This window comes from Streptomyces sp. OfavH-34-F (genome assembly GCF_022347745.1).
Lineage (GTDB): Bacteria > Actinomycetota > Actinomycetes > Streptomycetales > Streptomycetaceae > Streptomyces.
In genome coordinates this window covers 1-11,144 of record NZ_JAKRGC010000213.1, presented here as the reverse complement: position 1 = coordinate 11,144, position 11,144 = coordinate 1, and the positions used below count along the sequence as shown (strand labels likewise).

11 protein-coding genes and 1 pseudogene are annotated in these 11,144 nt (G+C 71.9%); 7 read left to right on the top strand and 5 right to left on the bottom strand.

Features of this window, described 5'->3' with window-relative positions; all coding sequences use genetic code 11:
- Positions 1 to 317: 317 nt before the first annotated feature.
- Together MHW47_RS25005 and MHW47_RS25000 are read left to right on the top strand one after the other, a co-directional pair.
- The gene (locus MHW47_RS25005) at positions 318 to 2,558 is read left to right on the top strand and encodes a helix-turn-helix transcriptional regulator (RefSeq protein ID WP_239226022.1); all 2,241 of its coding nucleotides are present in this window, start codon (positions 318 to 320) and stop codon (positions 2,556 to 2,558) included.
- 9 nt (positions 2,559 to 2,567) lie between these two features.
- A complete protein-coding gene (locus MHW47_RS25000) occupies positions 2,568 to 3,125 on the top strand; it encodes an XRE family transcriptional regulator (protein ID WP_239226021.1) in 558 nt (185 codons plus the stop codon).
- A gap of 330 nt (positions 3,126 to 3,455) precedes the next feature.
- Here MHW47_RS25000 and trxB read toward each other — a convergent pair.
- Both trxB and MHW47_RS24990 read right to left on the bottom strand, forming a co-directional pair.
- A pseudogene (gene trxB, locus MHW47_RS24995) lies at positions 3,456 to 4,429 on the bottom strand (thioredoxin-disulfide reductase).
- Positions 4,426 to 4,848: an arsenate reductase ArsC gene (locus MHW47_RS24990; RefSeq protein ID WP_239226024.1), complete on the bottom strand. Its 423-nt coding sequence runs from the start codon at positions 4,846 to 4,848 to the stop codon at positions 4,426 to 4,428. The pseudogene trxB and the gene MHW47_RS24990 overlap by 4 nt, the downstream one beginning before the upstream one ends.
- Before the next feature lie 95 nt (positions 4,849 to 4,943).
- Between MHW47_RS24990 and MHW47_RS24985 the strand changes: the two genes are divergently transcribed.
- The 3 genes from MHW47_RS24985 to MHW47_RS24975 are packed head-to-tail and all read left to right on the top strand — an operon-like array spanning position 4,944 to position 7,416.
- A complete protein-coding gene (locus MHW47_RS24985) occupies positions 4,944 to 5,252 on the top strand; it encodes a helix-turn-helix transcriptional regulator (RefSeq protein WP_030329993.1) in 309 nt (102 codons plus the stop codon).
- Positions 5,249 to 6,361 (top strand): ACR3 family arsenite efflux transporter, encoded by a 1,113-nt coding sequence (arsB, locus tag MHW47_RS24980; protein WP_239226020.1) that lies wholly within the window; start codon positions 5,249 to 5,251, stop codon positions 6,359 to 6,361. Before MHW47_RS24985 ends, arsB begins: the two co-directional genes overlap by 4 nt.
- Complete coding sequence (locus MHW47_RS24975) at positions 6,358 to 7,416, top strand: ArsO family NAD(P)H-dependent flavin-containing monooxygenase (protein WP_239226019.1); 1,059 nt, start codon at positions 6,358 to 6,360, stop codon at positions 7,414 to 7,416. The genes arsB and MHW47_RS24975 overlap by 4 nt, the downstream gene beginning before the upstream one ends.
- Before the next feature lie 57 nt (positions 7,417 to 7,473).
- On the opposite strand, the gene MHW47_RS24970 is transcribed toward MHW47_RS24975, so the two are convergent.
- Positions 7,474 to 7,620 (bottom strand): hypothetical protein, encoded by a 147-nt coding sequence (locus tag MHW47_RS24970; RefSeq protein WP_239226018.1) that lies wholly within the window; start codon positions 7,618 to 7,620, stop codon positions 7,474 to 7,476.
- Positions 7,621 to 7,716: 96 nt separating this feature from the next.
- Between MHW47_RS24970 and MHW47_RS24965 the strand changes: the two genes are divergently transcribed.
- Complete coding sequence (locus MHW47_RS24965) at positions 7,717 to 8,124, top strand: heavy metal-responsive transcriptional regulator (RefSeq protein WP_239226017.1); 408 nt, start codon at positions 7,717 to 7,719, stop codon at positions 8,122 to 8,124.
- Between the two features lie 29 nt (positions 8,125 to 8,153).
- Here the strand turns inward: MHW47_RS24965 and MHW47_RS24960 are convergent, their stop codons facing one another.
- Both MHW47_RS24960 and MHW47_RS24955 read right to left on the bottom strand, forming a co-directional pair.
- The gene (locus MHW47_RS24960) at positions 8,154 to 8,528 is read right to left on the bottom strand and encodes a helix-turn-helix transcriptional regulator (protein WP_125537260.1); all 375 of its coding nucleotides are present in this window, start codon (positions 8,526 to 8,528) and stop codon (positions 8,154 to 8,156) included.
- A gap of 41 nt (positions 8,529 to 8,569) precedes the next feature.
- Positions 8,570 to 9,631 carry an NAD(P)/FAD-dependent oxidoreductase gene (locus tag MHW47_RS24955; RefSeq protein WP_239226023.1) on the bottom strand — a complete coding sequence of 354 codons (1,062 nt, stop codon included), beginning with the start codon at positions 9,629 to 9,631 and terminating at the stop codon, positions 8,570 to 8,572.
- A 110-nt stretch (positions 9,632 to 9,741) separates the two neighbouring features.
- Between MHW47_RS24955 and MHW47_RS24950 the strand changes: the two genes are divergently transcribed.
- Positions 9,742 to 11,144 (top strand): NAD(P)-binding domain-containing protein (locus MHW47_RS24950; RefSeq protein WP_239226016.1); only part of this gene is annotated, 1,403 nt, incomplete at its 3' end.

Genomic DNA, 11,144 nt, shown 5'->3' with positions numbered 1-11,144 from the left:
CCAAGCAAGATCGGCATGGAGGTGACGAGAAACGTTGCGAGATGCGGTCATGTGGTCAGTCTGCCCTTGCCCACTGACACCACCTGAAGCGCTATTCCACACAGACGAATATCCGAACCTACCGATATGGATGAACCACACGCGCTCGAGACAAACACGGCCGGGGCCGGTACGGGACATCCGTACCGGCCCCGGCCTCTCGCGTCCGGGCCGCCCGCGCTCGCCAGCCGGGAGCCGAATACCGTACGGAATTCGTACGCGAAACGTACGCACTTCGTACGCTTCATGGGGTAGGGTGTGGGTCAGGAGGTGCTTTCATGTCCGAGTTGTTCGACGCGGTCGACGCCCTGCTCGCGTCCCGCGCCGTGCTGCCGCCGCCGGCGGAGCGCAAGCGGCTGCGTGCCGCGCACGGCCTGACGATCGACGAAGTGGCCACCGCACTGAAGGTGCGCCGGGCCACGGTGTCCGGCTGGGAATCCGGCAAGACCGAACCCCGCCCGCCCGAGCGCGACGCCTACGCCCGGCTGCTCGACAAGCTCGCGGAGCTCTACCCCGTCGCCACGCCCGCCGCCGCCCCTGACGCTGCGGTGCCGGCCACGTTCACCGCCGCGCCCGCCCCGGCGGAAGCGCAGACGCTGTCCACAGGCGAGGCGTCCGAGGCTGCGGTCATGACTGCAACCGAGAACACCCAGACCCCTGCCCCCGTCGCCGCTGCTCCGGCCGCCGCGTCGCGTCCGGCGCGCACCGCCAGGACGTCGTCGACGTCGCGCCGCCCGGGCACGAAGAAGGCGGCCCCGGCCGGAACCCGGGCGGGCGGCGGTGATCTGCGGTTCGAGAACGGCCCGCTGGCGGTCGTCGACGTCGAGGACGGGAAGGTGCTGGCGTACTGCACCGGCGGCCTGGTCCTGGACGTGCCCGCCAAGTCCATCCCGGCCCTGGTCGACTGGACCCTCACGGAGGCGAAGCTCGGGGCTCCGAAGCTGTCGGGGCCGGGCAAGGACGCCGACCCGCTGATCGTGCTCACCGAGGCCGCGCTGGAGCGCTACGGCCTGCCCGTCACGCTCACGGAGGAGGAGAAGCACGCCGGGCGGCTCCCGGAGGGCCACAAGGTCATCAAGCAGCTGACCCGCGCGGAGTGGAGGCTGACGAAGCGGGGGTTCGGCCCGTGGGCGCGGATCTACCGCCCCGCCACCGGCTCGGAGCGCGCGTGCGTGCAGCTGTGCATCCCGTCGTGGAACGCGCTGGACACCCGGCACTGGGGCACCGCCGCACAGCTCCCGCCGGCGGAGCTCGCCCGCGTCCTGGGCGTGTACGCCTCGCGCGTGATGACGCCGCGCGGCTCCACCGCCGTGACCGGCCTGGAGCTGATGACCGCGCTGCACCCGCCGACGCGGGCCTCCGAGCCGGACGCCGACGGCAAGCGGCACTCCGAGCACAACCCCGGCTCGTTGGGCAAGGACGCCATCGATCCGATGAACTGGCCGCCGTGCGAGGTCCCCGACGGCCACCCCGTCCTCAAGGACCTGCCCCGGTTCCACGTGCGCGGTCCGGCGGAGAAGCTGTTCGAGGAGGCGTACGACTGGGCACGGCCGATGACCGACGCGGAGTGCACCCTGCGCTTCTTGGTCGGCATCGACGTCAACATGGCCTTCGCCGCCGGCGCCAACGGTCTGCACGTCGGCCTCGGGGAGGCGACGCACGTCACGAACCCGATGTTCGACCCGAAGCTGCCCGGCTCCTGGCTGGTCGACCTGTCCCATGTGGACCTGTCCCGCGTGAAGGTCGGCAAGGAGTGGGTGGAGCTGGACGGCAGCCTGCTGCCCAGCCCGTTCACCCCGAAGGGCGAGCGGCCCGAGGGACCGGCCTGGTACGCGACGCCCACCGTCGCCTACGCGGTGGAGCTCGGCTACGAGGTGCGCCCGGTCGAGGCGTGGGTGCGCTACGACAACGGCCGCTACCTGGACGGCTGGTACAACCGGCTCCGTGACGCCTACCTCGCCACGATGGCCGACCTCGGTGTCGACGCCGACCTGTCGCCGGGCGACTTCCTCGCCGCGATGGACGGCTACAAGGCCCGCGACCCGGAGCTGGCGATCGTCACCTCGGCCATCAAGGCGACGGTGAAGGGCGGCCTGGGCAAGCTCCGCGAGCGCCCGCGCGGCGAGGGCTGGCGGCCCGGCGAGCCGTGGCGTGCCCTGTCCCGGCCGACGTGGCGCCCCGACATCCGGGCGGCGGTCATCTCCCGCACCCGCATCAACCTCCACCGGAAGGTCGTCAAGCACGCGGCGTTCACCGGGCAGTACCCGATCGCGATCCTGTCCGACTGCGTCGTCTACGCCGCCGACGGCACGTCACCGCTCGACTTCCTGCCCTACCGGGAGGGCAAGCCGCTGCCCGGCGGCTTCAAGCTCGGCATCAACCCGGGCCTGGTCAAGCACGAGGGCACCCAGTCCGTTCTGTGGGGTGAGGAGGTCCGGGACAAATTCAACGCGCCGGAGCTCAATCTCGCCCGGTACATCAAGGACGGCACCGTCACCGACGTCGACAACGGAGAGTAGGAGTAGGCGATGAGCCTGTTCGGGGACGGCCTGGACGCCGCCGTGCAGAAGGCGTTCACGCGCCCCGCACCGAAGTCGGCCGGAGCGCAGATGCGGTACCTGGTCAAGCAGCTCGGCGGCACCAAGGCGGCCGCGCAGATGCTGCGGATCTCCCAGCGCACCGTCGAGCGGTACGTGAAGGACCAGATCAAGAAGCCCCGCGCCGACCTCGCCGCGCGCCTGGAGCGCGAGGTGAAGAAGCGCTGGCAGCCCCAGATCCGGGCCAAGGCCCGGCAGAAGGCGGCCACCACGGGCGGCATCGTCATCGACACCCGCGCCTGCATGGGCTACACCGCGCCGATCGGGTCGACGGACCAGGACCGCATCCGGCACCTGACCGTTGCCCTGCCGCCCGTCTACGCCGCCCGTCTCTTCGACGCCCAGGAGCAGGGGGCCAGCGACGCCCGCCTCCAGGAGATCGCGGCCGAAGCGCTCAAGGAGGTCTACTTCCAGGACGGCGGCCGCCGCGCCGGCTCCCTGGAGGAGGTCCGGTTCACGGACATCGAGCACCTCGAGTTCGACCTGTAGACCGGCTGCGCGCACCACGCGCCTGGCCCCCGGCATTGGAGCTGCCGGGGGCCAGGCGTTTCGCATCCTACGGTCAGCCGGCCCGCCGGGCGCGGCGGCGTTCCCGCCGGGTCGGGGCACCCTGGTGTGACCATGCAGCTTTGTTGGCAAGTAGCGGCGCAGGTTGTCGCTGGTCGGACGGATGTGTCGCTGCGTAGTTGGCAAGGACGCAGCAGGTTAGTTGGCAAGCCGTGGTCGCCGAGTGTGATCGCTCGCTCTACCGATGAGGGCTGGTGCCGGAACGCCACCAGGGCCGCCCGGATGCTCCGGGCGGCCCACCTGCGAGTGCGCTCAGGCCAGGACGGCAGCGGTCTCCGGTTCCGTCCCGGCCGTGCCGTGGGCGGCGAGGTGGCGCTCGGCGTCCAGGGCCGCGGCCGCGCCGGTTCCGGCGGCGGTGATGGCCTGGCGGTAGGTGTGGTCGACGACGTCGCCGGCCGCGAACACCCCGGGCAGGTTCGTACGCGTCGTCGGGGCGGCGACCCTGATGTAGCCCTCGGCATCGAGGTCGACCTGGCCGGTGAACAGCTCGGTGCGCGGGTCGTGGCCGATCGCGATGAACAGGCCCGTCACGTCCAACTCGCGGGTGGCGCCGGTGAAGACGTCGCGCAGGACGACGCCGCCGAGCATGCCGTTCGTCTCCTTGATCTCGGCGATCTCGCTGTCGAAGGCGAAGGAGATCTTGTCGTCGGCGAACGCCCGGTCCTGCATGACCTTGGAGGCGCGCGGGTTGAGCGGCGGTGGACGACGGTGACCGAGCGGGCGAAGCGGGTGAGGAAGGTGGCCTCTTCCATGGCGGTGTCGCCGCCGCCGACCACGACGATGTCGCGGTCACGGAAGAAGAACCCGTCGCAGGTCGCGCACCAGGACACCCCGCGGCCGGAGAGCTCGTCCTCGTTGGGGAGGCCGAGCTTGCGGTAGCCGGAGCCGGTCGCGATGATCACCGTCTTCGCGCGGTGGACGGTGCCGACGGAGTCCGTGAGGAGCTTGATGTCGCCGGTGAGGTCCACCTCGACGATGTCGTCGTCGATCATCTCGGCGCCGAACTTCTCGGCCTGGGCCCGCATGTTCTCCATGAGGACGGGGCCGTCAACACCTTTGGGGAAGCCGGGGAAGTTCTCGACCTCGGTCGTGGTGGTCAGCGATCCGCCGACGAAGATGCTGCTGCCGAACAGCAGGGGCTTCAGCTGGGCGCGGGCGGTGTAGAGGGCGGCGGTGTATCCGGCGGGGCCGGAGCCGATGATGACGACCTCGCGTATCTCGCTCACGCCGTCGCCTCCGGCTTCGCCGGGGCGATCTCGGCGATCAGGCCCTCCACCAGGGTCTTGATCTCGTCGCGGATCGGGCGGACGGCCTCGACGCCCTGTCCGGCCGGGTCATCCAGCTTCCAGTCGAGGTAGCGCTTGCCGGGGAAGACGGGGCAGGTGTCGCCGCAGCCCATGGTGATGCACACGTCCGACTCCTTCACCGCGTCGACGGTGAGGATCTTCGGCACCTCGGCGGAGATGTCGATGCCGACTTCGGCCATGGCCTCGACGGCGGCCGGGTTGACCTGGTCGCCGGGGTTGGAGCCGGCGGAGCGGACCTCGACTCGGTCGCCGGCCAGGTGGGTCAGCCACGCGGCGGCCATCTGGGAGCGGCCGGCGTTGTGGACGCAGACGAACAGGACGGACGGCTTGTCGGCCATGGTGATCGTTCTCTCTCGTCGCATGGCGGAACCCAGCCGCCAATGACTTCAGCCCCCGCTGGTATCAGCGAGTGATGATGTGAGAGTATCAGTGCATGCTGACTTCAGTCGATCCTGATGTGATCCGGGTGCTGGGCGATCCGCTCCGCCTGAAGATCGTGACCCTGCTGGCGCGCGAGACGCTGTGCACGACGCACCTGGTCGAGGAGACCGGAGCCAAGCAGACCAACCTGTCCAACCACATGAAGGTGCTGCGCGAGGCCGGGATCGTGGAGACCGAGCCGTGTGGCCGCTTCACCTACTACAAGCTCAAGCCCGAGGTCCTGGCCGGCCTGTCCGAGCAGTTCGCCGAACTGGCCGCCTCCGCCCGCACCGCCGCCGAGAACAAGAGGGCCTGCCCGTGACCTCCACCGAGCCCACCACCGCCCCCGCTCCGACTGGCGGTGGCGACGACTCGATCGTCAAGAAGCTCTCCACCCTCGACCGCTACCTCGCGGTGTGGATCCTGCTGGCCATGGCCGTCGGTCTGGGCCTTGGTCGCCTGATCCCAGGGATGAACGACGCGCTCGCGAAGATTGAGATCGGCGGGATCTCCCTGCCGATCGCGCTCGGCCTGCTCGTGATGATGTACCCGGTGCTGGCGAAGGTCCGCTACGACCGGCTCGACCGCGTCACCGGCGACAAGAAGCTGCTGGTCTCCTCGCTGGTCATCAACTGGATCGTCGGCCCCGCGGTGATGTTCGCCCTGGCGTGGATCTTCCTGCCGGACCTGCCCGAGTACCGCACCGGCCTGATCATCGTCGGCCTGGCCCGCTGCATCGCCATGGTCATCATCTGGAACGACCTCGCCTGCGGCGACCGCGAGGCCGCGGCTGTCCTGGTCGCCCTCAACAGCGTCTTCCAGGTCCTCGCGTTCGGCCTGCTGGGCTGGTTCTACCTCGACCTGCTGCCCCGCTGGATGAACCTCGGCGACGGCCAGGGCCTGGACGTGTCCGTCTGGCACATCGCGCTGAACGTCATCATCTTCCTCGGCATCCCGCTGCTGGCCGGCTTCCTGACCCGCCGCATCGGCGAGCAGAAGCTGGGCCGCGCCGACTACGAGGCGAAGTTCCTGCCGAAGATCGGCCCGTGGGCGCTGTACGGGCTGCTGTTCACGATCGTCATCCTCTTCGCCCTCCAGGGGAAGACGATCACCTCCCAGCCGCTGGACGTCGCCCGGATCGCCCTGCCGCTGCTGGTGTACTTCGCGGTCATGTTCTTCGGCACTTTCCTCCTCGGGAAGGGCCTGGGCCTGGCCTACGACCGCACCACGACCCTGGCGTTCACCGCGGCGGGCAACAACTTCGAACTGGCCATCGCCGTCGCCATCGCCACCTTCGGCGTCACCTCCGGCCAGGCCCTCTCGGGCGTCGTCGGCCCGCTCATCGAAGTCCCGGTCCTGATCGGCCTGGTCTACGTCGCGCTCGCCTGGCGAAAGAAGTTCGCCCCGGGCGCGGTGACCACGGCCCCGTGACGCAGCAGACGGATGTGGTGGTGGTCGGCGGCGGCCAGGCAGGACTCGCTGCCGGCTACCACCTGCGCCGCCAGGGTCTCGACTTCGTGATCCTGGACGCCGATGCGGCGCCGGGCGGGTCCTGGCAGCACATGTGGGACTCCCTGCACCTGTTCTCCCCGGCCGAGCACTCCTCGCTGCCCGGACGACTCATGCCCGCCCAGGTGGGCGAGACCTACCCGGGCGCCCGGCACGTGGTGGACTACCTCGCCGACTACGAAAAGCGCTACGACCTTCCCGTCCAGCACGGCACCCGCGTGGACGCCGTACGCCGCGACGCGGACCGGCTCCTGGCCGAGGCGGACACCGGCACGTGGCGGGCGAAGGCGGTCATCAGCGCGACCGGCAGCTGGTCGCGGCCCTTCCTCCCCGCCGTCCCCGTCCGATCCATCTTCGCCGGGCGGCAGCTCCACACCGTGGACTACCGCTGTCCGGCCGACTTCGCCGGCCAGAGCGTCGTCGTGGTGGGCGGCGGCAACTCCGGTGCGCAGATCGCCGCCGACCTCGCCTTGGACGGCCATGTCAAGGTGACGTGGGTGACCCAGCGCCCGCCGCGGTTCCTCCCCGACGACATCGACGGCCGCGCCCTGTTCGACGTCGCCACCGCCCGCCGCCACGCCCTGGACGCCGGCCGCACCGACACCGGCGGCGTCGCCTCACTCGGCGACATCGTCGCCGTCCCGCCCGTCCGGACCGCTCGCGACGCCGGACTCCTGACCGCGAAGCCGATGTTCGCGCAGCTCACCGACGACGGTGTCCAGTGGGCCGACGGCCGCCACACCGGCGCGGACGCGGTCATCTGGTGCACCGGCTTCCGCCCGGCCCTGGCACACCTCGCCCCGCTGAACTTGCGCGGCCCGCGCGGGCACATCCCCACCGACGGCACGCGCGCCCTCGGGGAGCCGCGGCTACACCTGCTCGGGTACGGCGACTGGACCGGTCCGGCCTCCGCGACCCTCATCGGCGTCGGCCGCCCGGCCCGGGACGCGGTACGCGAGATCGCCGGGCTCCTGTGAGCGCGGGCGGTGCGGCCGTCCCCGGCCGCCCGGTGCCGGGCGGCCGGGAACGTGCGGCTACGCGGCCTTGACCATGGTCTTGCCACAGCAGCACGTCGGGTTCTGCTGGCCGCCGCAGGTGACCGGGGCGCCCTTGGTCACCGTCAGCTCGCACCCGCAGTTCTCATCGGGGCAGCGATACACCTCGCCCTCACGGAACGGCATCGCGCTCACCTCCTTGTTCGCGTTTCTCTTCCGTCGCGAGCGACGCTAGAACCTGGCCCCAGGGGCAAGGTCAACACTGGACAGGAGGAGGAACGGATGGCGATGCAAGGGATGACGATCGGGCAGGCGGCCAAAGCCGCCGGGCTCACACGCAAGGCCGTCCGGGTCTACGAAGCCAAGGGCCTGCTGCCCCCGGCGGAGCGCAGCCAGGCCGGCTACCGCCTCTACAGCGAAGACGACGTCGAGCTGCTGACGTTCATCCGCCGGGCCCGCGCACTGGGCCTGCACCTGGACGATGTCGGCGAGGTCCTCCACATCCGCCGTGGCGGAACCCCGCCGTGCGACGCTGTCCGCAACCTGCTCGACGCGCGCATCGCCGAGATCGACGCGACCATCACCGATCTCCTCGCGCTGCGCCAGGCCCTCGCGGAGACTCGTCGGGGCGCCGACGACCGGCCGTGCGGCGAGCCGGCCACCGTGTGCTCGATCGTCGAGGACGCCTGAGCCCCACCGCCGTACCGGCGCCCGCCTAGTCAGGCCGCGGCCGGCAGCGTCAGCAGCTTGCCCATCGCGGCGAGCACCGACGGCTCGACCCGGTAGTACACCCAGGTGCCGCGCCGCTCGGAGGTGAGCAGCCCGGCCTCCTTCAGCTTCTTCAGGTGGTGGGAGACGGTGGGCTGGGAGACGCCGACGTCCGAGATGTCGCACACGCACGCCTCCCCGCCCTCGTGCGAGGCCACGGCGGAGAACAGCCGCAGCCGGACCGGGTCACCGAGCGCCTTGAACATCCGCGCGGCCGTCTCGGCCTCCTCCGCGGTCATCGGGCGCTCGGTCAGCGGCGGGCAGCACGGCGCCACACCCTGACCGTCGGCGGGCTCGAGCAGCGGCAGCACCTTCGCATTCGACATGCGTCTATGTTGACACACGTCGAACCAGGATGGGGCGTCCGTCACCGGCGCGCGAGATGGGGGGCCAGGCGCCGGGCGATCCGTTCCGCGTCCCGGCCGACGCCGCGCAGCGAGTTCGACGACAGGCTGCGCTGCCATTCCAGCCCGACGAACGCTAGCCCCGGCACCCCGATGGCCAGGCCCTCGCGGTGCCGTGGGTTCCCGTCGGCGTCGAGAGCGCCGTCGAGGCCGACGAGGTAGGGCAGGTGGGGGCGGTAGCCGGTGGCGAGCACGATCGCGTCGACCTCCTCCCGCTGCCCGTCCGGCCAGACGAGCTTGGCCCCGTCGGCCCCGGTGAACACCGCCCGCCGGTCGGGCCGTCCGGCGGCCAGGGCGGCCCGGTATCGGCCATCGTCGAGGACCGGCTGCGCCGGCGGGCGCGCAAGGAACCGGCCAAGGGGCGCGGTGTCCAGGCCGGTGCGGGCCGTCCAGAAGTGCAGGTCGCGGCCGAGGACGCGCTGAGCGGCGAACTTCACCGGGGCGCGGGTGGCGAGCGTGACGCGTGCCGTCTCGGCGAGCTCGGCGGCGATCTGCACGGCGGAGTTCCCGGCCCCGACCACGACCACCCGGCGGCCGGCGAAGGGGGCCGGGCTGCGGTAGTCGGCGGCGTGCAGCACCTGCCCGGTGAACTCCTCCAGACCCGGCAGCGCGGGCCGGTGCGGGTGCCCGAACGTCCCGGAGGCCGCCACGACGGCCCGCGCGGACAACCGGCCGCCGCCCTCCAGCTCCACTGCGAAGCCGTCGCCGGTACGGCGGACCGCGCTGACGCGGCAGCCGGTGCGGATCTCGGCGTCCAGGCGGTCGGCGTAGGTGGTGAGGTAGGCGACGACCTCGTCGCGGTGCGGGTAGCGGTCGCGGTCGGCGCCGGGGAACGGCATCCCGGGCAGGGAGCTGTACCGGGCGGGCGAGAACAGCGTGAGGCTGTCGTAGTAGTGCGGCCACGACCCGGCCGCACGGTCGGACGCCTCCAGTACCACCGGCCGCAGCCCGCGCCGCAGCAGTGCGTGGGCGGTGGCGAGGCCGGACTGGCCGCCGCCGATCACGGCGACGTCGATGTGCTCCATCAGCGAATCCCCCTGGGTTCGATGGATGTCTATGTTGACGCTCATCAATACAGGTGCCATGCTGGGCCGCGCAAGCCATCGACAGATGTCGAAACACGCAAGGAGTCGCCGTGAACGCGCCCGCCATCACCGAGCTGCCCGTCGTCGTGATCGGGGCCGGCCCCGCCGGCCTGGCCGCCGCCGCCCACCTCATCGACCAGGGCATCGAGCCCCTGGTCCTGGAAGCCGGCCCCACCGCCGGCGCGGCGGTGCGCGAGTGGTCGCACGTGCGGCTGTTCTCCACCTGGGGCGAGGTCGTCGACCCCGCCGCCGAGAAGCTCCTGGCCCCCACCGGCTGGACCCGCCCCGACCCGGCCACCTACCCCTCCGGCGGCGACTGGGCCGACCTCTACCTGCAGCCGCTCGCCGACGTCCTCGGCGACCGCGTCCGCACCGGCGCCACCGTCACCGGCGTCTCCCGCACCGGCCGGGACCGGATCGTGGACGCCGACCGCGAGGCCCAGCCGTTCGTCGTGCACGTAGCCCACACCGACGGCCATGAGGAGCGCCTCTTCGCCCGCGCCGTCATCGACGCCTCCGGCACCTGGGCCACCCCGAGCCCGGCCGGCGGCAGCGGACTGCCCGCGCTCGGCGAGAAGGCCGCCGCAGACCGGATCACCTACCGCGTCCCGGACCTCAAGGACCCTGCTATCCGCGCCCGGTACGCGGGCAAGCGCACCGCCGTGATCGGCTCCGGCGCCTCCGCGTTCACCGCCCTGGCCTACCTGGCCGACCTCGCCAAGTCCGACGACGGCGCGGGCACGAAGGGCGTGTGGATCCTGCGCCGGGGCATCTCCGGCTCCACCTTCGGCGGCGGAGAAGCCGACCAGCTCCCGGCGCGCGGCGCCCTGGGCCTGGCGGCCAAGGCCGCCGTCGACGAGGGCCACGCCGACGCGGTCACCGGCTTCCGCACCGAGGCGATCGAGCGGCACACCGACGGCCGCCTCGTCCTGGTCGGCGAGGACGGCCGCCGCCTGGACCCGGTCGACGAAGTGATCGTGCTGACCGGCTTCCGCCCCGACCTGTCCTTCCTCTCCGAGCTCCGCCTCGGCCTCGACGAGCGCCTCCAGGCACCCGTCGAGCTCGCGCCGCTGATCGACCCCAACCAGCACTCCTGCGGCACCGTCTACCCCCACGGCCACCGCGAACTCTCCCACCCCGAACAGGGCATCTACCTGGTCGGCATGAAGTCCTACGGCCGCGCCCCGACCTTCCTCGCCATGACCGGCTACGAGCAGGTCCGCTCCGTCGCCGCCGCGATCGCCGGCGACCTCGCCTCGGCCGACCGCGTGGAACTCACCCTGCCCGAGACCGGAGTCTGCGGCGGCGCCGGCCTGTTCGACGCCCCCGACGCTGCTGAGGCCGACGGCGGTGGCTGCTGCGCGCCCGCGCCGCAGCTCGTCCAGCTCGGCGCCCCCGCTGCATTCGGGGCGGCCGCCGAGCAGGCCCCGGCGGGCGGCTGCTGCGGCTCGTG